This window comes from Eisenbergiella massiliensis (assembly GCF_003435485.1).
Genome location: NZ_QVLV01000001.1, coordinates 346,308 through 368,738, shown reverse-complemented (window position 1 = coordinate 368,738; position 22,431 = coordinate 346,308). Strand labels below are relative to the sequence as shown.

At 51.5% G+C, this 22,431-nt stretch carries 18 protein-coding genes; 8 read left to right on the top strand and 10 right to left on the bottom strand.

From position 1 onward, the window contains the following. Nucleotides 1–56 precede the first annotated feature (56 nt). Nucleotides 57–2,942: a DUF8487 domain-containing protein gene (locus DXC51_RS01510; RefSeq protein WP_117543439.1), complete on the top strand. Its 2,886-nt coding sequence runs from the start codon at nucleotides 57–59 to the stop codon at nucleotides 2,940–2,942. 47 nt (nucleotides 2,943–2,989) lie between these two features. Here DXC51_RS01510 and DXC51_RS01505 read toward each other — a convergent pair whose 3' ends face one another. From DXC51_RS01505 to DXC51_RS01485, 5 genes are all read right to left on the bottom strand, one after another. Further along, on the bottom strand, nucleotides 2,990–4,000 hold the full coding sequence (locus DXC51_RS01505; RefSeq protein ID WP_117543437.1) for a hypothetical protein: 1,011 nt from the start codon (nucleotides 3,998–4,000) through the stop codon (nucleotides 2,990–2,992). Between the two features lie 19 nt (nucleotides 4,001–4,019). Continuing rightward, the gene (locus DXC51_RS01500; protein ID WP_117543435.1) at nucleotides 4,020–4,400 is read right to left on the bottom strand and encodes a PadR family transcriptional regulator; all 381 of its coding nucleotides are present in this window, start codon (nucleotides 4,398–4,400) and stop codon (nucleotides 4,020–4,022) included. A 212-nt stretch (nucleotides 4,401–4,612) separates the two neighbouring features. Continuing rightward, entirely contained in the window at nucleotides 4,613–6,220 is a 1,608-nt protein-coding gene (locus DXC51_RS01495) for a DUF5597 domain-containing protein (RefSeq protein WP_117543433.1), read from the bottom strand. A gap of 112 nt (nucleotides 6,221–6,332) precedes the next feature. Beyond that, a complete protein-coding gene (locus DXC51_RS01490) occupies nucleotides 6,333–8,222 on the bottom strand; it encodes a M56 family metallopeptidase (protein WP_181970007.1) in 1,890 nt (629 codons plus the stop codon). After that, nucleotides 8,219–8,608, bottom strand: coding sequence for a BlaI/MecI/CopY family transcriptional regulator (locus DXC51_RS01485; RefSeq protein WP_102287342.1), 390 nt, complete (start codon nucleotides 8,606–8,608; stop codon nucleotides 8,219–8,221). The genes DXC51_RS01490 and DXC51_RS01485 overlap by 4 nt, the downstream gene beginning before the upstream one ends. Nucleotides 8,609–9,024: 416 nt before the next feature. On the opposite strand from DXC51_RS01485, the gene DXC51_RS01480 reads away from it, so the two are divergent. Continuing rightward, a complete protein-coding gene (locus tag DXC51_RS01480; protein WP_021635616.1) occupies nucleotides 9,025–9,237 on the top strand; it encodes a cold-shock protein in 213 nt (70 codons plus the stop codon). Nucleotides 9,238–9,476: 239 nt separating this feature from the next. Here DXC51_RS01480 and DXC51_RS01475 read toward each other — a convergent pair whose 3' ends face one another. The 3 genes from DXC51_RS01475 to DXC51_RS01465 form a co-directional block, all read right to left on the bottom strand. After that, on the bottom strand, nucleotides 9,477–12,209 hold the full coding sequence (locus DXC51_RS01475; RefSeq protein ID WP_117543430.1) for an alpha-mannosidase: 2,733 nt from the start codon (nucleotides 12,207–12,209) through the stop codon (nucleotides 9,477–9,479). Between the two features lie 145 nt (nucleotides 12,210–12,354). Then, nucleotides 12,355–13,887: a sensor histidine kinase gene (locus tag DXC51_RS01470; RefSeq protein ID WP_117543428.1), complete on the bottom strand. Its 1,533-nt coding sequence runs from the start codon at nucleotides 13,885–13,887 to the stop codon at nucleotides 12,355–12,357. Next, complete coding sequence (locus tag DXC51_RS01465) at nucleotides 13,871–14,641, bottom strand: response regulator transcription factor (RefSeq protein WP_117543426.1); 771 nt, start codon at nucleotides 14,639–14,641, stop codon at nucleotides 13,871–13,873. The genes DXC51_RS01470 and DXC51_RS01465 overlap by 17 nt, the downstream gene beginning before the upstream one ends. Before the next feature lie 309 nt (nucleotides 14,642–14,950). Between DXC51_RS01465 and DXC51_RS01460 the strand changes: the two genes are divergently transcribed. The 4 genes from DXC51_RS01460 (at nucleotide 14,951) to DXC51_RS01445 (ending at nucleotide 18,428) form a co-directional block, all read left to right on the top strand. Then, complete coding sequence (locus DXC51_RS01460) at nucleotides 14,951–15,868, top strand: ATP-binding cassette domain-containing protein (protein ID WP_408608836.1); 918 nt, start codon at nucleotides 14,951–14,953, stop codon at nucleotides 15,866–15,868. Then, entirely contained in the window at nucleotides 15,865–16,620 is a 756-nt protein-coding gene (locus tag DXC51_RS01455; protein WP_117543422.1) for an ABC transporter permease, read from the top strand. Before DXC51_RS01460 ends, DXC51_RS01455 begins: the two co-directional genes overlap by 4 nt. Nucleotides 16,621–16,623: 3 nt before the next feature. Next, nucleotides 16,624–17,358: an ABC transporter permease gene (locus tag DXC51_RS01450; RefSeq protein WP_117543420.1), complete on the top strand. Its 735-nt coding sequence runs from the start codon at nucleotides 16,624–16,626 to the stop codon at nucleotides 17,356–17,358. Between the two features lie 164 nt (nucleotides 17,359–17,522). Next, complete coding sequence (locus DXC51_RS01445; protein ID WP_117543418.1) at nucleotides 17,523–18,428, top strand: hypothetical protein; 906 nt, start codon at nucleotides 17,523–17,525, stop codon at nucleotides 18,426–18,428. 41 nt (nucleotides 18,429–18,469) lie between these two features. Here the strand turns inward: DXC51_RS01445 and DXC51_RS01440 are convergent, their stop codons facing one another. Next, nucleotides 18,470–20,287, bottom strand: coding sequence for a sensor domain-containing diguanylate cyclase (locus DXC51_RS01440; RefSeq protein ID WP_181970006.1), 1,818 nt, complete (start codon nucleotides 20,285–20,287; stop codon nucleotides 18,470–18,472). A gap of 385 nt (nucleotides 20,288–20,672) precedes the next feature. On the opposite strand from DXC51_RS01440, the gene DXC51_RS01435 reads away from it, so the two are divergent. Together DXC51_RS01435 and DXC51_RS01430 are read left to right on the top strand one after the other, a co-directional pair. After that, the gene (locus DXC51_RS01435; RefSeq protein WP_117543414.1) at nucleotides 20,673–21,368 is read left to right on the top strand and encodes an AzlC family ABC transporter permease; all 696 of its coding nucleotides are present in this window, start codon (nucleotides 20,673–20,675) and stop codon (nucleotides 21,366–21,368) included. Nucleotides 21,369–21,454: 86 nt separating this feature from the next. Beyond that, a complete protein-coding gene (locus tag DXC51_RS01430; protein WP_102287333.1) occupies nucleotides 21,455–21,784 on the top strand; it encodes a branched-chain amino acid transporter permease in 330 nt (109 codons plus the stop codon). Nucleotides 21,785–21,854: 70 nt separating this feature from the next. Here the strand turns inward: DXC51_RS01430 and rbr are convergent, their stop codons facing one another. Then, complete coding sequence (rbr, locus tag DXC51_RS01425; protein WP_021635601.1) at nucleotides 21,855–22,394, bottom strand: rubrerythrin; 540 nt, start codon at nucleotides 22,392–22,394, stop codon at nucleotides 21,855–21,857. Between the last annotated feature and the right edge of the window lie 37 nt (nucleotides 22,395–22,431).

The window sequence follows — 22,431 nt, the reverse complement described above, 5'->3', positions numbered from 1 at the left end:
CGGGAATGATTTTTCTGGTATATCCTATCACAATTTTGTTACAAGGGAGGTAACGAATGGATAAAATAAATCTTCACGGCAGCTGGGAGCTTCTTTTGGATGAAGAACAACAGGGGATAAAGGAACACTTTTATAAAAGCGAAACGCCTTTCCCAAAGCAAATACAGCTTCCTGCCACAATTTCAGAAGCAAAATTAACCCCTCGCCGCGATTTGGCATCCACAGACCATCTGACGGATCCTTATGCCTTTGAAGGATTTGCCTGGTACAGAAAAACGGTGTTCTTACCGGACAACTGCAAAGATTATGACTGGGAACTGTATTTGGAACGAACCAGGATGACACAGCTTTATATCAATGGGGTGGAGGCAGGCAGCTTTGACAGCCTGTGCACACCCCATTGCTATCCTGTCACTCCCTGGATCAAATCCGGAGAAAACCAGATTGTCATTCTCGTCAAAAATACCGGTTACCCTACAAACGGCGGCCATATGACTTCCCCTGATACCCAGACGAACTGGAACGGGCTTTTGGGGGCTCTGGAGCTGCGTCCCCTTCCCCGGGAACGCATTCTTTCCCTGCGCCTGTATCCTTCCTTTTCCGGACAAAGCTTAACTGTCCGGGGCCGGATCACTCCTTGCGCCGGAAAACTGGAGCTGCTGATCCAGGATGCCGGAGAAAATATAATAATACGCACATTTCACCAGACAGAGAACAGTGATTTCGAATGCCGTATCCCGCTGGAAAATAAACTGCTTCCCTGGAGCGAATACAATCCTGTCCTGTATCAGCTGAAAGCGGTTCTCTATTCCGGCGGTACGGCAGCGGATGAATGCTCCCAATCCTTTGGCATCCGTGATTTCGAGGCGGGGAAGCATCATTTCCTGGTAAACGGCGATCCTGTTTTTCTGCGCGGCAAGCATGACGGCATGATTTTTCCGCTCACAGGCTACGCCCCGATGAATACCGAAGAATGGCTGAAGGTTATGGGGACGGCAAAAGATTACGGAATCAACCACTACCGATTCCACACCTGCTGCCCTCCCGAGGCAGCCTTCCAGGCTGCGGATCAGCTGGGTATCTACCTGGAACCCGAGCTGCCCTTCTGGGGAACCGTTACCTCTCCTTCACAGGAAGGGCATAACGAAGAGCTTCAGCAATATTTAATCACCGAAGGCTTCCGCATCCTGGATACCTTTGGAAACCATCCTTCCTTTGTCATGTTTTCTCTGGGAAATGAGCTGTGGGGAAGCAAAGAGGTGCTGAATGGTATTTTAAAGGCCTATAAAGCCCATGATAAAAGACACCTTTATGTACAGGGCAGCAATAATTTTCAGTTTACGCCCTGCATCCTGCCGGAGGATGATTTTTTCTCCGGCGTACGGTTCGGCAGAGACCGGCTCATACGAGGCTCGTACGCCATGTGCGATGCGCCATTAGGGCACATCCAGACCCAAAGGCCTTCCACTGCCGGCTCCTATGATCCGGTTATCTGCCCGGATTGTGCTTCCGCACAGACAACGCCCTCGGAAAATGCCACCCGTCAGATACAATACGGAACAGGCGTCAAAGAGGTCCGTCTGGGCGAAACCGAAGAACTAATTCCTGATATCCCGGTCATTTCCCATGAAATAGGCCAATATGAAACCTTTCCTGATTTTTCGGAAATAGATCGGTATACCGGCGTATTACAGCCGGAAAATCTGCGTATATTCAGGAAGCGCCTTGAGGCTGCGGGGCTTGCGGACTTTGCCGCCGATTATTTTTACTCCTCCGGCCGGCTGGCCGCCGCATGCTATAAAGAAGAACTAGAATGCGCCCTCAGGAGCAGGCTCCTTGCCGGTTACCAGCTTCTGGATCTGCAAGATTTTTCCGGGCAGGGCACTGCGCTGGTGGGTATCTTAAATGCATTTATGGAAAATAAGGGAATCATACGCCGGGAATGCTGGAACCAGTTTTGCGCTCCCACAGTCATACTGGCATCCTTCCAGGATTACACGGTACAAAGTAAAAGCCTGGTTCCCTGCAAATTCCTGGTTTCCAATTATGGCCCGGCCCCGCTTGAGCAGGTGGAACTGACCTTTTCTCTTTCGGCCAAAAGCGATGGTTCCTCTTGCGGAGACGATATATTTTACAAAGAAACCGTTCCGGCAGCTGAAATCCCCCGGGGGCTTTCCACACTGGCGGAAGCGATTCTTCCTATGCCCGAAACCAAAGCACCCTGCCGTGTAGCGCTGAAGCTTCAGCTGGAGTACGCAGGCACCGGTACGCCGTCTTTGAATATATCCAATGAATATACTTTTTGGGTCTATCCTGCCGAGGTGCCTGCCATTCCCGAAGATATCCACATCATACGGGATAAGGCTGCCCTGAAAAAAATACTTCAGCAGCCGGAGGAAGACGCAGCTTCCATAAAGAAAGTCCTGTTTCTTCCATCCTTTCAGGCAAATGCACATTCCATAGAAGGGACATACTGCACCGATTTCTGGTGCTATCCCATGTTCCGCAAAATATCGGAAAGCATGGGCAAACCCGTTCCTGTGGGGACCCTGGGACTCTTCATACGGGAAGACCATCCCGCTTTGGCAGATTTCCCATGCACCCGTTATTCCACGCCCCAATGGTGGGATATTGTAATGAATTCACGCTCAACCATCCTTGACCGGACAGATATTGTTCCCATTGTGCAGACCATTGATAATTTCGAACGCAATCACCGTCTCGGACTGGTTTATGAGGTTTACTGCAACAACTGCCACATAATCACGTGTACCGCCGATTTGACGGCTCTTACGGGTTCGCTCCCCGCCCAATGGCTGCTGGAAAGCCTGACGGCCCAGCTTGAGAAAAGCGGCATGAAATCCGTTCAGGACGTACATTCCTCTCCCCTGGAAATCCTCACTGTTTCAGAGGAAACCTTCCTTTCCTTATTCACGGAATAGGCGAACAGGCCGATGAATTTAAATTCATCGGCCTGTCACATATCCGCTTATTTGTCATATTTCAAAGCCTTATAAAGCGTAGTGCCAAAATCCAGCAGCAAAATAACGATCATCACCCAGATGAATACATCAGGGAACCCGGAAATGAATTCGCCAATCCATCTCTCATCCGCTTTAAAAACACTGTTAACAGCCGGCAGCACCTGAGGATTTACAAGCCCCGGCGTCTTCAGGAACAGGAACAGGCAGAGAAAGCTCAGAAGATCCGCAGCTCCCGTAACCACTGCCAGCCGTTTGGTGTATCTGCCTTCAAAATACCCGTAAAGATCCCTGCCCACGCCGAAGATAACCATGCCGACCAGCAGGAACCATTTGCTCCTCACCGCCTGCGTATTCAGAATCGGTACGTATATGTGCTGACCTCCGTCCTTATAAATCACACAGATGATCTGCGGCACTACCAGAAAAATAATCAGGAACGCCACGGACAGGCAGATACCGGCAATGGCTTCTCCCTTGCTGATGCGCTCCTGCTTTACCGGTACGGGCGGCAGCGCATCCCAGTTCCCGCTGATATCCTCCATATTGATCCCCTTCCTCTGGAAAAAAGCAAACAGCAGCGTGACAAAGGCAAATGCCAGCATCAGCCCCATAAAAGTGCTGCCCAGCCATCCCGCTATATCCAGAAAATATTCATACCCTGCCTTCGTTACCTGCCAGTTATCCATCACCATGGTGATTCCCCCGGCAATCAGCATACCGCCGGCCACTGCCCAGAACACGATCCGCATCATTGCTTTATAAGCGCCGAAGTAAGGCGGACCGATCAGGCACTTATCCTTATCGGGGCTGTAATGGTTCGCCATTTCGGACGGGCTTCCCAGCTCTGCCAGAATAATGCGAAGATCCTTTTCCTCCGCAGGACGGTCCTGGCACCGCTCTTCCAGCATATCTTCAATTAACGTATCCAGTTCTCTGCTGATATCTCCCCGCATTTTATGAGGAAGCAGTCTGGAAACCGCATATACATAACGTTCCTTTAATTCCTGTACACTCATCTTTCCTCTCCTTTTCTTATTATAACTGTTCCGTCATTCCATCTTCCTTCCCCGGAAGCGCTTTGCCATCCGCGGAAAGAATCCGTTCCATGCTGGCCGCCGTCTGCTGCCACTGCTTTTTCAGCTTCTCATAGATTTCCTTACCCTCCGGGGTAATACAGTAGTATTTCCTGGGCTTGCTCTCTTCCGTATTCCATTCACTGGTCAAAAGTCCCTGTCCCTCCAGACGGCGGAGTAAGGGATAGAGCGTATTCGTCTCCACCGGCAGGCCATATTCCGTCAGCTGGGTCACCAGGCTGTAACCATATTTAGGTTCCGTCAGCTGGCTGAGCACGCTCAGTACAATCGTTCCCCGGCGCAGCTCCATCAGCAGACCGGACAGTACCTCTTCTTTTCCCATGGCTCCTCCTTATCATTCTCCTGTCACCGTTCCCTATTATCGCGGTTATATTCAGTACTATATCGTTTTATACATTATACTGTGCGTCACACACTATGTCAACATAATAAAATAAATATAAAAAAAATACACATAATAAAAATGCCGCAGTTTTTTAACTGCGGCATACTGAGTCAAATATGTTTCAATCAAACCCCCGCGGGAATAAAGCTTTATTCTGCGGACATCCCCGTATTGGGATTAAGCCGGATGCGGATAAGCTGTCCATCCAGCACATAATGGGAAAAATTCGTTTCATCGCCGTTCCTTACCAACTCCGTCACCCATTCCCCGTTTTCAAAATGCCCTTCCTCAACAGACAGGAAATTCAGCTGCCCCGACTGCCTGGAATGCAGGTGGCTGTAGCAGCTCTCATCCGCCGGATCAGGCCTTCTGTAAAAGTCCAGCCCCACGCCGGCGCCGCACAGATAAAATTCATTCGGCCCGGTCTGCACCAGAAGCGCCCTTCCCCTCACCTGAAGCTTCTTCTTTCCCGCCTCCGAATGCGTGTCCGTGGTATATCCCGTATACATGGCGGCGCTGCGCAGGTATTTTGCCGTCACATGATATTCCGGCAGCTTCAGGTAATGGCTGGTTTCAAACTCATCCTCCGCAAAGGCATGGACACAGCCGGTATTCCTGTAATGGATCAGGAGCGGTGACATGGCTGACAGGATCCGCATGGTCAGAGCCATATCCCGGCATTCCTCCAGCAAATTGCCCTCTTCATCCAAAGCGCTTTCCGCTCCGAAGCAGCAAATCCCCGTGGCGCCATAATCCGCCGCCGCAAGCAGGGCATTCATGGCATTTGCCACTCCGCGGATAGGGGACTCCGGTATAAACAGCGGATTGTCCTCTCTGGCATAGGCTCTGCAGATCCTGGTGTATTCCCTCCGGTTCTGGTTATAAATATCCGGACCGATGAAATCCAGATGCGGCGCGCCGGCCTTCCAGATATCCAGCACTCTTCCCACAGCGGCTCCGGCGTTATAGCACAATCCCGGCTCCTCATAGCCCTGCTCTCCCACCATAACATTCGTAAAACAGGGAAGCGCATACGCCGCCTTCCCTGCTGACGCCACTTCATCAATGTACCGGGCATGATACCATGCGCTGAAGGCCTCGTGCGCATGCCTGCCGAACTGTCTTTTCCAGGCGGAAGCTTCTTTTCCCTCTCCAATCAGTTCCCTTCCGCTGTCAGGAAGCTCCACACCGGCAAGCGCCCCAGGCACAGGCTTCTCATAGTCCCTGCGCGCCTCCGCGGAATAGTCCATATCCGTATTCGCATAGCCCATTTCATTTTCAATCTGGACGGCAAGCACGGTTCTGCTTTCCCCGTCCGCTTCCTTCAGAAATTCCATGAACCTTCCAAAGGCTTTTTTATCCCGTTCCAGCGTTTCCCGGCAGTGTACGGACAGCGAAGGCACCGGCGCCCCGTCGGGCCCCTGGGCCAGCCGGTAAATATCCGGCTGCAGCTTTATGTATTCCGGCACGTAATTGGGATGCCCGTTTTTGCTCGTTCCGAACCAGAGCAAAATCAAATGCAGTCCCGCTTCCCTTGCTTCCTCTATCACGTCCTTCACCATACTGAAATCGTAGCAATCCATTTCCGGCTCAATCCGGTACCAGTAAACCGGCGTTTCCAGACAGTTTCCTCCGTACAGCTTCACCGCGCGTACCGCCTTTTTAATCAAGGCTGTCCCTGTGGACGAATTGTGCGCCTGAAGGCCAATTGGCATAAATGGCTTTCCCTGGGCATCCCTTAAAAAAGTATTTTCCATTTTCCTCCCATACCTTTCCTTCCGGCCGGATATCCGGCCGCTTTTATTATAAATGAATCAGGATGCCTTTATTATAGATTTCCGATTTCTTTCTGTACAGGTGTAAAAAAAATCATCCTTCCCCGCTGTTTTTAAGAATATAGTACTCACTGAACCTGCCGTCCCTGTCCGCACGCTCCATCAGTCCGGCTCTCTGCGCCTCCGTCAGATCCTCCGACAATATGGAAAACATACCTATCCGGTCATCTTCATAGGCTCTTTCAGCCAGCCTTCCTCTGCTTTCCTCGGATATGTATTCGGATGTAATGGAAAATCTCGCCGTATCCGCCTCTTCATATGCCCTTTCCGCCAGTTCATCCGTTATTTCCGGCGATACCTTGGACAGGACCGTGGCATACAACCCCAGATCGTCTTTTCCGGAATAGGCTTTTACCGCCAGTTCATCCGGTGTCTGTGTATAAGGGCCTTCCATATAATAAACCAATGGCCTTTCCATCCGATTATTCTCTTTCCAGAATCCAGTTCCTCCTGTATCAACCTCCCGCTGCTTCTGCTCCTGCAGACAAAACCGCAGCGCTTCCATAAAAGCCGTATCCCCAGAAAGCGGTTCCGTCAGTTCTGAAAAAGCGACCTGAAAAACCGTATCTCCCGCAGTTACTTCTTTTATCCTATAGTCACTCCCGGAGGGATAATTCCATATCAGCTGAATATAATATCCGTTATTGAAATAACTGGAGGAGGTTAAACCTCCCTTCCAGGGAGAGCCCGATATTGTTCCCTCTCCCACAAAGGGAACCGTCTCCCCGGCACGTGTAACGCCCCCCGCCGCCGCGGCAGAGGTAAAACCGCCGCAGACAAAACCGGTCAGCACCAGGACAGCCGACAAAACGATTGCTGTTATTTTCCCGCCCAGAGTCTGTTTTTGATATTTCATAATAGCGTATAACCTCTCTTTCATCAATTCCGCATTTTCACACAGGCCGACGGCAGGCCCCCACTCAGGAGGCATATTCAAATCCGTCAGGGCCGCAACCAACGTATCCCCATAAGCAACGCGGCCGGAAAGCGGCAGCCTGCGGATTACCGCTTCATCACAGGATAACTCACAGTCCTCGCTTATCTTTCCCGAACATTTAAGCAGGAACGGATTAAACCAGTGCATTGCGGCCGCCGCCTGTACCAGCCATTTATAATACAGATCTCCCCTTTTCAGATGGACCAGCTCATGGCGCAGTACATATTCCGCCCGAAGGGACGCCTGCTGCGTTCCCGCTTCCCGCCATTTGCCGGGCAGGCTCTCCGGCAGAACAAGAAACGGCCGGAAAAACCCGGTCAGCATAGGGGAATAAAGCCTGTCCCCGGAAGAGGAAATGCTTCCGCAGATAAATACAGGCGCCGCTTTGCGGATCCCCAGTTCTTCACACAATTTTCCGTAAATCCCCAGAATATCAGGATCTTCCAGCACGCGCCTGCTCGTTTTTATCCCATTCAGGAACCGGTTGAAATGGAATATCCGGTACAGCAGCAGACACATCGCAGGCACAAGCCAAACCATAAAAAGAAATAGCGGGATATATGCCCTTATCCCCTGGCCCATTCCTCCCGCGTTGCCGGATGATCCGACAGCCGCCGTATCAGAAAGGCCTTCTGCTTCTGATGCCGCAGCAGCAGTATCCGTTCCTTTAGTATCCGTTCCTTTAACTTCCATTGCTTCCGTATTGTCTCCAGAATACGCCTGCCCTGTATCCGCCGCAGCAGTCCCCTGCACACGCGCTTCGTACCACACGGATACGCCCTGTTTTACGGAAGCTGCCAGCTGCCCCGTCAGCCCCGGTATGGGTGAATAGGGAATCAGCAGCCGTATAAGCACAATAAGCCAGATATAATAGCACCATGTCCTGCTGATGTTTTTACGGAAAATCCGGCGTATCCCAAGAAGAACCAGCGCCATCACGGAACCGGATATGGACGCCGCCAGTATTTCCGGCAGAAATGTTCTCATTTCATATCCTCCCTGCATTTTTCCCAGAACGCCTGCAGCTCTTTCACGTCATCCGCTCCCATTTTTTCCTGTCCCAGGAGCGAGGCCAGCAGATTTTTCACGTTTCCGCCAAATACTTCATCCACAAAATTCTTTGCCTGCCCGGACAGATATTCCTCCTCCGTCACCGCGGCACGGTATTCACAGTTCTTTCCCCGGCGCACTGCCGTAAGCAGCCCCTTTTCCATCAGACGGGTAAGAAATGTCCTGACCGTTGTCCGTTTCCATCCTCGTCCGCTTTCTTCCACCTTCTCAAGCAGCTCTGAAATAAAAATACTCCCGCCGTTATCCCATATCAGCTTCATAATTTCTTTTTCTGCGTCCGACATTAACTGAATGCTTCCCAAAATATTTCTCCTTCTTCTTTCCTAAAGATGTAAACCAGACAGACATCCCTGTCAGCTGTTTAACTATATCTTGTAGTTAATTATATTATTACATTCTGTAGTCATTTTGTCAATGCCCTGTTTCCCTGTTTTTTCCTCCATTTTTTCTTCTCCCATATGCCATTCTCAGACGCATAAAACACATAAGTCGTAAAAAGAAATATTCGTCCACGCATTGCCACTTTTTTTACTGAAAATTTCAAAAAACCTCTTGACAGTTTTGCAAAAGAAGGGTACTATGATGCTGTATTCCAAACGATTCAATGATTTCACATATTTTTGTAAATCTTTGGCACGTTCGATGATTTACAAAAATATGTGATTTTTTTGTATTTCGCCCCGAATATGTAAAATTTTTTTAAGAGGAGGTACCACTAATGAGCAACGGTACAGTTAAATGGTTTAACGCAGAAAAAGGCTATGGTTTCATCACCAACGCAGACAACGGAGAAGATGTATTCGTACATTACTCTTCTATTCAGACTGATGGATTCAAGACATTACAGGAAGGCCAGTCCGTAACTTTTGATACGGAAGCTGATCCCAGAGACAGCAAGAAGGTTCGCGCTGTCAATGTTATTCCCCAGTAATCTGAGATAACGTTAAATCAAGAGGCATCTGCAACGTAAGCAGATGCCTCTTTTTTTGCTTCCGCAGCCAAACAGGGACAGCCGCCGGCTGTCCCTGTTATGCTTGTTTATTCCCGCAGGCAACGGGCCAGGCAGCCATGCTTGCATGGCTATTTGGCGACTGCCGCAAGGGGTGCTATGTGCCAGTGGCACATGTTTTGCACCGGCCGAAGCGGAGCGTAGACCAAATACCTCGTTGCTTACAGCGGGGTATTTGATCTGCCGTCCTTCTTTTCCAGGCCGGCCGTAAAAATCCCATACCCTCTGACAGAAAGCTTTCCCGGCTCCATATATTCCTTCTTTTCCCCCAGCACATTGGAGCGGTAAATCCGCCGATCCGTCTCCAAAGCCAGTTCTCCTTCCGTTTCCGAAGCGTTGAACCCACGGAAGATAACGTCACCCGTCTCCTCCTGTACCTTCAGCGCCGTACACAGTAGCGTATCCGTGCTGTATTTAAGGAAGGTAAAGCCGTCGGGTATACTCGCGTCCTGCATTTCTGATTTCACGCCCCACAGCGATGAGGAATAGGCATAAGCCTCTTCATAGGAACGCATAAGATCCTCTCCTGCCCCGTGAGGGTACAGTGCGAATTCCTTGTGCTGTTTCCCCAGGCACTGCGCCTGCGGCGTAAGGAATTCTCCCCAGTCCCCCATCTCACGCACGCCTCTGTGCAGCGTAAGCGCTATGGTATTATCCTCTGGCAGGATTTCATATTCATTCAGCCCATGATTGGCAACCGTCATGCCGGCCTGATCCTCATGGACATTGACAAACAGCTGCTGATGCTGGGCGTTACAGGGATTTTCCCAGTTCCCGGACACGCTGTTGCTCCGTTTTGCCACCTCAAAGATGGAATCCGCGTAGTGCCAGGGCGTATCCAGTCCCGTTCCGACAAGTACGCGCAGCCTGTGATCCAGCGCCTGATTGTCGAAATCCACTTCCACCTTCAGTCCCTTCCCGGCCCTTTCCAGAATATAGGTAACCGTGATGGTCATAGGAAGCGTCTGTGTGCTGCTTCCGGCCTTCCTGTGCCTGAATTCCACCAGGTCGTGGATTTCCTGCTGCAGCCGGCCATCGGCGGAAACGGGGATTTCCATGGTCACCCGGGCCTGTACTGCGGCACGGTAGGGCTTATCCTCCGTCCGGGCAAGCGCCGCTCTGGCATCTCTGCTGAGAATCGGCGCTTCTCCCACAGGCTTAAAATAAATATATTCGTTTCCGATATCCCTGGTATCCTCCAGCATTACCGCTTCCCGGTAAATCCGGCCGCTGGGCTTATGGGTGATATCCACCGTCCCGTTTTCATTGATCCGGCAGGAAAGCCATTCATTTTCCATCACATATTCCGAGGTAAACAATGATTCTGTCTTTACCGTCTTCTTCTCCGCCGCCTTTTCCGTTACCGGAACAAGGCAGTAGCTTTTTACGGAAAACGGTTCCTGCCGTTCCGTCTCCAGGGTCACCTTTACACTGCGGCCGAAATAAGCATTCCTGAACCGGTCCTTGGGCAAATCATAGCCGAAGGCATAAGGCAGAATCTCTACGCTTCCCATGACCTCATGGCCTTCACTGTCCACAATGCGATATTCCGGCAGCTGCTCCTGACGGGCCTGTTCCAGGCAGGCCGCCACTGAGCTTCCCTGGAAAGGATATTTTTTCACAATCAGCTTCAGCTGTGTCACTTCACTTTTGTAAAAGCCGGTGGGATTGATTACGAGAAAAGGCACGGCTCCTTCCCCGGCAGCATATTTCCCGGTATCCACATGGGCGGAAAAATAGGCCAGGCATTCTTCAATAATATGCAGCGCCACCTGCTCCGCTTTTTCAAACCGTGCCGTCATTTCCCGGTGCACCTCATCCACGCTGCAGCCGCAGATGCTGTCATGGGGATGGTTCTGCATCAGGGTTTTCCAGCCATAGTCAAACAGATGATGGGGATATTCCATCCCCCTGTCGTGGGCCATGGCTGCCAGCGGCTCCGCCGCCCTGGTAAACAGGGCCTCGCACCGGGCGTTCATCTGTTTCAGATAAATCCGGGACGATGCCGTATTGGCCAGCGTGTACCACCCGTCGGTTTCCTGGCTGCGCAGCTCTCCCCTGATGACGGCCAGATCTTCCTTCAGTTCCTGCTTCAGGCATTCCATATATTCGGTAAAATCGGAATGCACGAAATCTATATCGGGATACAGCTTTGCCGCCGTTTTCAGCGCGTCGGTCAGATCTGTCTGCACCGGCTGATGGTCGCAGCCGTTCATGAAAAGAAGATGATCCGTGGAAGCGAATTTCATGGCATCGGCCAGCTTCTTCTCCCAGTATTTTGCCGCCTCCCCAGGGTCTGTGGGAATCTCTATGCCGTTACTGTACCAGTTGGCAAACAGCACGCCCAGAATGCGGGAGCCGTCCGGGGATTCCCAGAACATTTCCGAATACCGGGAAGCAAAGTCAGCCCCATCTGATACCTCGTTATTGAATCCGGTGGGCTTTACGCCCCTGCCGAAGGCTGCGCAGTCGATCCCTGCATCCAGCAGGATCTGCGGCGCCTGTCCCATATTTCCGAAAGAATCGGGAAAATATCCGACCCTGCTCACATTTCCGTAGCCTTTGGCCTCCCGCATCCCCGTCTCCAGGTTGCGGAGGTTGGATTCACTGCCGGTCAGCCATTCGTCCTGCAGAATATACCAGGGGCCTATGTACAGCCGCTTTTCCTTTACCAGCCTTTCCACCAGCTCCCTCCGCTCCGGCCTGACCTGGAGATAGTCATCCAGCATAATCGTCTGTCCGTCCAGATGGAAGCTTTTGAATTCCGGATCACGCTCCAGCGTATCCAGCAGCTTATCCATAAATTCAACTTCCAGCATATGATGCTTTTCATAGGGCAGATACCATTCACGGTCCCAATGGGAATGAGAGATTACATGCGCTTGTTTTTTCATTTACCTTCTCCTTTTTACGCTTCCCGACATGCCGCCTGCGACAACATAACCAATCTTTTGGTGAGAAGGACAAAAAAGCTCCTCCCTCACACCTCCTGTCCGCCCCATTATAACGGATTTGCGAAAAAAGATCTTCCATGAAAGCTTAGTTTTTTTCTAACGTTTTTATCCTGTTTTCCCCATACCAGAGAATCTCCCACCACTTTTTCTTCTCCTTCTTTTTTTCCGTATCCAAAGTCCCTGTCACCGGAAGCAGCAGTATGACCTCCCTGCCGTCCCCTGAAAATTCCATGCGGCCTCCGTGGGCGTTTATAATCTGCTTTACTATACGCAGTCCCATAATATGGGGCCGTCCTGACGGATTTCCGGGCTGTCCCGCCAGGCTTTTGCCCCCTTCCGCGGCGCCCGTCCCTCCCATCGCAGGCTTTTCCTCCAATATGTCCCGGATTTCCTGGGGAATCCCGTTTCCGTCATCCTTCACCCCGATCCGGCACAGAGGAACCGGCCCCTGCTGCACAAGCCTCCCGCTCAGCAGGATCCGGCAGCCGGTATTGTGGCGTATGCTGTTGCCAATCAGATTATGCAGCGCGCGGGTCATAAGACGTACATCCCCCGCCAGTACAAGCCCTTCCAGCTCCTCTCCGATGTCTGCCTCCAGTTCATAGCCCTCCTCAAGCCCCCCGTTCAGACAGGAAACGGCAACGGAGCGCAGCAGGGCGGCGGGTACATATTTTTCCATGCGCAGCGGCTGCATCTGGTACTCCAGCTTGGAGGTCAGGTTCAGATCCTCTATCAGGGTTTTGATTTTCAGGCTCTGTTCCTTTATAATCCCCGCCTGCTTCCTGGCTTCCTCCGGCAGCTCGGCATCATTTTCCAGATTGTCCGCATAGCCCATCACCATGGACAGCGGCGTGCGGATATCATGGGAGACACCGGAAATCCATTCCGTACGCGCCGTATCCCTTTTTTCCAGATTCCAGCGCTGCTGCTCCAGCATCCGCGCGGCCTGGTTGAGCTTTCTCCCCAGATCACCCACCAGGCCATGCTCCGGCACCAGAACCTTGCGCCCGGAGGAAAGACCGTCAATTCCCGACGCCACCGGCCGCAGGGATGCATACAGCCGGTATCCCGACAGCACGGCCAGGATAAGGACAAGCAGGATATTGGCCCCCACCAGCGCCAGCAGGAAATACGGTACATTCCTTATGGAATCCCGTGAAAATTCCACAGAATATTTGGCTGCGGTAAACTTTGGCTCTCCGATGACAAGCAGGCCCGCGTCACAGTTCCACACCCTCACCGGGTAATCCTTCAAATACCACCGGCTGAAGGAGGCCACCTCTCCCAGGCTGAAATGTGTGGGAATTTCATCAGGCAGCCGCCAGTCCCAGATCACGTCTCCGGCATCATTCAGCAAAAAGGCAAATTCTGCGCCGGAGGAATCCAGACAGGCGGTTCCTTCCTCCGACATCCGCACCGTCCCGTCCGGATTTTGCTCCAGCATCTGTGCCGCCTGCGTCACCCGCAATCGTGTTCCCCTGGCCGGGCTGTTTCGGCTCTGGGAATGAAAATAGGCGCTTACCCCGAAAAGAGCCAGCAGATTCACCAAAATCACCGTTCCGGCTATCCATGCGGCGGAAAAAATATACCGCCTGTATATTTTAAACAAGCTTTTCATTCCCGTTCTCCTTTGCCAGCTTATAGCCCAGTCCGCGCACCGTGAGAAGCCACTGCGGGGAGGAAGGGTTTTCCTCAATTTTTTCCCGCAGCCTGCGGATATGGACCATCAGCGTATTTTCATAGCCAAAATACTCATCTCCCCACACCGTATTGCACAGGATGTCAAAGGTTACGATATTCCCCCGGTTTTCCCAGAGCTTTTTTAAAATAGCAAGCTCCTTGGCGGTCAGCGCCATGCTTTCCTGCCCGTCTGAAACGGTCCCCGCATTGAAATCCACCGTTTTCCTGCCCAGCCTGAGCATACCCTCCTCCTTCTGCGTTTCCGCCCGGAAATGAGGAAAATAGGTCCTTTTCAAAATTGCCGTAATCCGCAGCAGCAGTTCCCGGGGAAGAAAGGGCTTCGTTATATAATCATCCGCGCCCAGACCCAGACCCATCAGCCTGTCGTTATCCTCATCCCTCGCCGACAGGAACAGTACCGGCACCTGGGACAGCAGCCGGATCTCCTGCATCAGGGAAAAACCGTCTCCGTCCGGCAGATTAATATCCAATATCACCAGATCCGGAACCAGATAATCCCCGCTTCCCACAGCCAGACGCCCATCCGCCGTAAAATGCCGCATCGCCTCCCGGCAGCTGTTTGCCGCCGCCGCATTGGAAAAACCCTCCCGCCGCAGCATGTCCGTCAGCATCCTGCATAATTCCACATTGTCATCCACCAGCAGCAGCCTGCTGTCATATATCGTTCTCATACGGTTAACCTGCCTTCTTATCATGTATTTCTGCACCTGCCCGGCAGCCCGGACAGTTTACGTCTTCCCCTGTCACAGGCCTTTTTTCATCCCTGCAATGGCCGCGGCCCGGCCTGGGGCCATCCTGATTTACTTTTATTATAGCCGCAGGTCCATGCTTATGCCAGCCGCCGCCAAAAGATTTAAGGTAAAAGTAAGGTAAGCTTCATGAACGGTTAAGGCAAACCCCTTATCCTGAAAAAGAAGTAAGAAAGCCGCCGGACGGACAGACCTGGCGGCAGCATAAAAACAGCACGGAAAAAGGAGGAAATTATGAAACTCGCAGTAAAAACAAACAATCTGAGCAAACGCTATAACGGCAATGACTGCGTCAGCAATGTGGATTTGAAAATCCCGGAGGGAAGCATCTATGGCTTCCTCGGCCCCAACGGCGCAGGCAAAAGCACTACAATGAAAATGCTTCTGGGACTGGTAAAGCCCAGCGGCGGCTCCGTAGAGGTCCTTGGTCATACCATGAACGATAAGAACAGGCTGGCAATCCTTCGGGAAACCGGCTCTCTCATCGAATCGCCCTCCTATTACTCCCATCTGACCGGACGGGAAAATCTGGAGATCGTCTGCCTGTTAAAAGGCGTCCCGGAAAAAGAAATTGATAATGTCCTGCATATTGTCCGCATGGAAAAGCAGCAGAATAAAAAAGCCGGCCACTATTCCCTTGGCATGAAGCAGCGTCTGGGCCTGGCCGCAGCCCTGCTTGGCCGTCCCCGCCTGCTTCTTCTGGATGAACCGACAAACGGGCTGGATCCTGCCGGCATCCAGGAAATGCGCGAGCTGATCTGCTCCCTTCCTGAGAAATACGGCATGACCGTCATGGTTTCCAGCCATCTGCTCAGTGAAATCGACCAGATGGCCACCCATACCGGAATCATCGACCGGGGCGAACTGATTTTCCAGGACAGCCTGGCTCACCTGCACGAACACAGCAGAAAACAGATCCGTCTGCGCACCATGGATAACCAGGCCGCCTGCCGGTATCTGACAGAACAGAAAATCAGCTGCCGCCTGGATCAGGATTCCATACTCTTCAAAGATATGCCCGACGACCGGCTCTCTACCCTGATGGCGGGTGTGGCAGCGTCAGGCGCGGGCCTTTTGCGGATTGAAGAACAACAGCAGAACCTGGAGGATATTTTCCTGGATCTGACCGGAAGGAAGGTGAGCTTATGATTACCGCTCTGCGTGCTGAATTCATGAAAACAAAAAGACGTTTCCTCTGGCTGCTTCCCTTCTGCGTAGTCTTTTTTGAATTCTTATGGACCATAACCAACAGTTACCTGCGCAAACCGGAAATTGCCGCCGAAGGCTACTATACCCTGCTGTACCAGTTTCCGCTATACAATACGATTTTCATGCCTCTCACCCTGGCCGCCATGGCAAGCCGGCTGTGCGATGCGGAAAACAAAGGCAATACCTATAAGCTCCTGTGCACCATACAGCAGAAAAAAATTATATTTGACGCCAAGCTTCTTATGGGTATTTTTTATGTGCTCATTTTTACTGCGCTGGAAGCCGGTGTAATACCACTTCTGGCAAACCTGCTTCCCTTTACCCAGAAGCTGCCGGTACGCCACTATCTCACATTCCTGGCCGTATTTTTCCTGGTCAGCCTGGTATTGTTTTTACTGCAGCAGATCCTGTCCCTGCTCATCCCCAACCAGCTGATCCCCCTGTTTATCGGACTTCTGGGCAGCCTGGTGGGAGTTTTTTCCGCCTTTTTCCCTATGGGAAGCCTTGCCGGCCTGGTGCCCTGGGGCTACTACATGGTTGGCATGACCCTGTCCTCTGTGTATGAGGAAAGCACGCGTTCCATGTTTATTGAAGAAGCGCCCTTTGCCTGGGGATGGTTTGCAGCCTTTCTGGCAGCATCCGTCCTGCTTTATCTGGCAGGGAAGCATCTTTTCTTAAAAAAGGAGGTCTGAATTATGTTGTTTGCATGTATGCGTGCCGAATTAATGAAGCTGAAACGCTCCTTTATCTGGAGTGTATTCCTTATCCTGCCCGTCATCAGTACAATCATGGGGTGCTTCAACTATATACAGAATACGGATATCGTGGGCGTCAGCTGGTACAGTCTGTGGACGCAGACCACCCTGTTTTATTCGAATTTTTTCTATGCGCCGCTGATTGCAGTGTACTGCGCCTACCTGTGGCGCCTGGAAAATTTCAACCGCAACCGCAATGCGCTGCTGGCCGCCCCGGTCCCCATTCCCTGTCTGTATCTGGCCCAGTTTCTCGCCATCTCCTGCGTCACCCTGCTGACACAGCTGTGGGTAGGCGTCCTGTTCCTTATCTGCGGCCTTATCACCGGGCTGCAGGGCTTTCCGCCTTTGGATACCATAATCTGGCTGCTGCGCGGCTGTGTGGGCGGGCTGGCCATTGCCGCGCTGCAGCTGTTCTTTTCCTCCTTTATCAGAAGCTTTGCCCTGCCCATTGCCATGGCGCTTCTGGGCAGCGTTGCCGGACTGCTGTTTTCCTCGGCAGGCTTCGGGCTGTTTTTCCCTTATTCCCTCATGCTTCTGGGAATGAATTCCAATAAGGAGGAGGATGTCCTGGCCGGAAGCTTTCTGCCGTTCTTCTTAAGCTGCGGGATTTTCCTGCTGATTTTCCTGTGGTGCGGGATAAGATATCTGAAAAAGACGGACGTAAAGGCATATTGACCCGTTTACAGTCCGGACAGATCTGTGCATTTAGCTGCACAGGGCAGATCGTATTTCAGTTTATTTTCCGGTTGTATTTACCCTTTCACAGCTGTTATAATTAAACATCGCGGCTGCCAAATTAACTGCCGCTTCAAAACAGCATGACCGAAAGGATGAATCAGATGAAAATAAAAAAACCGGCAATTATGTTAGCCTGCCTTTTTTTCAGCCAGCTTACAGCCTGTGCACAGCCGTCGTCGTTTGAAAGCATTCCCCACGAGAGCATTCCTGCCGTAACAGAAACGGCCGGGGTAACAGCCGCATCCCTGGCGGAAGAAAGCCCTGCGGCAGAGACTCCTGCCCCGGCGGCCCCGGAGAAAGGAGCCGCTTCGGAAACAGAAGAGAAACAGACAGAACAAGCCGAAGCAACCGACTTTCCGGAAGGGGACGGGCAGGAAGGCCCGGAAATGGCTGCATATGCCGCCGCCCTGGAAGAAATCTATACAAACCATACCTTCCCCGACGGCAAAGACTTCGGCTTTGATGGCTTCCATGACATGTCCGAAAATAAGTTCGCAGTATATGATATCGACTCGGATGGGAAAAAAGAACTGATCGTGTTATATACCACTACTTACATGGCAGGCATGACAGGAACCGTTTACGCTTACGACAGCTCTTCGGGAACCCTCCGGGCAGAATTGCAGGAGTTTCCGTCGCTCACCTTCTATGACAATGGAGCCGTGGTGGCGGAATGGTCCCATAACCAGGGAATGGCCGGGGATTTCTGGCCCTATACGGTTTACAGCTACAATTCCGGCACGGATACCTATGAACAGACGGCTATGGTGGATGCCTGGGATAAATCTGTTGGGGAAAAAGATTACGAAGGAAACTCTTTTCCCGACGATATTGATGCCGACGGAGACGGCCTGGTATATTATATCATGCCTGGCGGAACCTATGAAAAGAATACGCCTGTGGATTTTGAGGAATATACAAAATGGCGGGAGTCCTCCATCGGCCAGGCACAGCCGCTTGAAATTCCATACCTGGAACTGACGGAGGAAAATATTCAAAAGCTGTAACAGCTCCCCACAGCCTGCGGAAAACTAAAAGCGCATTACCCTCAGCCGCCCTCCTCCATGGCTTCTTCAGCCGACACCATACGGGAAATATGCACAAAATAGCATTTGAAATTCCCGTTTTGCTCCTTTTTCATGATTTTGCTGTCCTTAAAGGGCATACGGATCCGTTTGCCGTTTTCGCCAGGCTTGTCCACATAACACCAGATGCAGCACAGCCAGGTATCCGCCGCCAGTTTTCTGCTGTATTGCTGCAAATCCTCAATCCGGCAGCCTCTGTATTGATCCGCCAGCCTGGTAAAATACAGCTCCGCCTCCCGGCGGCCGTATACCCGCTGATGCTCCTCGTCCGTCCATATGCAGGAGGCGTCCATATGCCGCAGCATTCCCTTCACATCCTGTTTTTCAAAATAAAGGCGCAGCATTTCACCGGCGAGCTGCTTCACCTGCGCCTCCTCCAAAATGTCCGTTACGCCGCCCGGTTCAGCCTCACCCTCAGGCTCCGTCATTTTGATGTTGCGGCCTGGAATTTCCTGCTGGTGTATGGAGGTATAAAAACTTTTTTTCTCCTGATACATCAGGTTTTCAGCTTCATCCACCGCTTCCTGCAGGGTCTTTCCTTCCTCCGCCCAGCTTACGCCCATAGCGGCCAGGCTTCCCGCTTTCCGGAACTTTTCCCGGAGCAGCTCCGCTCTTTCCTGAAATTCCTGCTTTTCCATTCCCCTGCATATAATTACGAACTCGTCTCCGCCCGTCCTGTATTTATCCGCATCACTGAATACGCTTTCCATCTTTTCACAGGTCCGCATCAGCAGCTCATCTCCTGCCACATGCCCGTATTTATCATTCGTCTCCTTCAGGCCGTTTACGTCAATGAAAACGATTCCCCTTCCATATCCTTTATCCTTCAGGGGAGGGGTGATATCCCTGATAAAAGCATTTCTGTTCATGGTTCCGGTCAGCCCATCCATAAAGCTGAGCTGGCTCAGCCGTTCCGCCATCCGCTTGCGCAGCAGAAGCGACTGGAAAAAGTAGGCCAGAATGTCCAGGACCGCCGATATATTTTCCAGATTCCCCACCGGCGGATTATCCACGCCGAAAAAGCCGATAACTGCATCATTTTCGAACAACGGCACCGTGACCAGCGTCCGGATATTCTGAGGCTTAAGCCGCCGGTATTCCAGGGGATCCGATTCCTTTAACTCCTCCAGATCCTTGATGATTATGCATTCCCCTCTTTGAAAGGATGACATCCAACGTCTGATATCAGTCACCGGAATGTCCTTCAGCCTGTTTATTTCTGCGGATATGCCGGGCGCACACCATTCATAGGTATTATCCATGAGCCTGCCATATATCTCGAAGATATAGGTTCTTTCGCTGTGGAGGAATTCTCCCATCACCTGCAGCGTATTCTGGATGGCCACATCGCTGTCCGGGGAGGAATGCATCATTTTTATACACTCCAGAACCACCCGCTCCCTGTCCAGTGTTTCCTGCAGCCGCTTTTTCTCCCTGTCGCTTCTGGTCACATCCAGGGCTATTTCCATGCGAGAAAGACGGCCGTCCCCGTTCCAGTCAACCAGACGGTCCTTCAGCAGAAAATGCCCGTCCGCCAGCTCATTATCAATTTCCCATTCCAGATAGGTATCCGCAGACAGCAAATGATTGTTGCAGAAATCACAAGGCTCCTGCCTTCCCTGCAGCACTTCATAACATTTCCTGCCCTTAATCTGCTCCGGATCCTTAAGGCCGAACACCTGCAGACCACGGCGGTTCAGGTACAACAGCTCATAGGTTTCCGTGTCAGCAACATATATCAGCTCATTCAGTTCGTCAAACTCTCCTGCTAATTCCTTCATCCATACTCCCATCTGTGCGCCTTTGGCGGCACAAGCAATTCTTAAGCAGAATGGCCCCGCCATTCCATCCATATGAGATTCAGAATATCCCTGCCGCAAATCCTGCCGCATCTGTTACCTTAATAATAATTCTTATCTCCCACTCTGTCCAGCGTAGAAAATTGGCAACGCCCACAGCGCCCCGGCGCCGGGGTGAAAATCATTTCCCGCAGGCCGACAACATTTTCCGCAAACCGGCAATTTCCGCAAACCGGCAATTGCAAAAGCAGCCGGCAGCACGTATAATAAAAGCCGTGTAACTGTCGAATAAAAATAACTGCCGTAAAACTGTCGGTTTTTCAACAGCTGCAAATCCATACAGTCCGACTGCGGAGGTAAAACTATCATGAAAAGAAAAGCGCTGAAAGCCGCCGTTCCTTATACGCTTCCGGTTATGATGGGATATATTTTCCTGGGAATGGCCTTCGGCATCCTGCTGCATAACACAAATGTCCCCGATGGCTGGGCCCTGTTTATGAGTATATTTGTATACGCCGGTTCCATGCAGTTTGTGGCAATCGAGCTGCTGACCGCCCCCTTTGCGCCGTTTTCTGCCGCACTGGTCACGCTCATGGTGAATGCCCGCCATCTTTTCTATGGTCTTTCCATGCTGGAGCCATTTAAAATTATGGGAAAGCTGAAGCCCTACATGATTTTTTCCCTGTCTGATGAAACCTACTCCCTGGAATGCGCAGCAGAACCGCCGGAGGGTGTGGACGGGAAATATTTCCTGTTCTTCATTGCCCTGCTGGACCAGAGCTACTGGGTTGCCGGGACGCTTGCAGGCATTCTGGCGGGAAACATCATCCCCATTGACTCCACCGGCATTGATTTTGCCATGACCGCGCTCTTTCTCGTTATCTTTCTTGAACAGTGGGAGGGAACCCGCAATCATCTCCCGGCGCTGGCCGGGCTGCTTGTTACGGCTCTTTGCCTTATCCTGACGGGAAGCGATAATTTTCTTCTGTTCTCCATGGCCGGCATCCTGCTTTTCCTCCTGCTGTTCCGCAGGCAGTGCGCCGGTAAAGGGAAGCAGCAGTAAATTATAAACTGCCGTTTTAACCGCCTTTCCAGCCGCAGGCGGCTGTCTTTCTTAAAATCACAGTTCCTGATATCACGGAGGTTCTTATGTCCAGTATTCAAATCCTGGTTACCATACTTGTTATTGCCCTGACCACACTGCTTACAAGGGCGCTGCCCTTCCTGTTTTTTCCGGAAGGGAAGAAGACGCCGGAATTCGTCACCTATCTGGGCGGGGTCCTGCCCTTTGCAGCCATTGCCATGCTGGTGGTATATTGTTTTAAATCGGTATCGCTATCGGACGGCTCCCACGGCATTCCTGAATTTCTCGCCGCCGCTTTTGTGCTGGGCATCCATAAATGGAAGCATAATATGCTCTTTAGCATCGGGGGAGGCACAGTGCTTTATATGTTCCTCGTCCAGATGGTCTTTAAATAAAAAACGCCCGCAGCTGCCGGAACCCCGGCGCTTACGGGCGCTGCCTGTTCTGCCTTGCGCAGATTTATAATCAGTAATTCTCAGCCTTTACCTGGAAATATGCCTGAGGATGTGCACAAACAGGGCAAACCTCGGGAGCCTTCTTGCCTACGCAGATATGTCCGCAGTTGGAGCACTGCCATACCACATCGCCGTCCTTGGAGAATACCAGATCTCCTTCCACATTGGCAAGGAGCTTTCTGTATCTTTCCTCATGCTCTTTCTCAATTGCAGCAACGCCTTCAAACAGTCTTGCAATTTCGTCAAAGCCTTCTTCCTTCGCTTCCTTAGCGAAGTTCGCATACATATCGGTCCACTCGTAATTCTCGCCTTCAGCTGCTGCTTTCAGACATTCTGCTGTGGTGCCGATGCCGCCGTTGATCAGCTTGAACCACATTTTAGCATGTTCCTTCTCATTATTTGCGGTCTCTTCAAAAATATTGGCAATCTGTACATACCCGTCTTTTCTTGCTTTGGAAGCAAAATATGTATATTTATTTCTTGCCATTGATTCCCCTGCAAATGCTGTTTCCAGGTTCTTTTCTGTCTTTGATCCTTTTAATTCTGCCATAGTACAATCTCCTTTTCTCTTTTTCGTTAACAGTTTC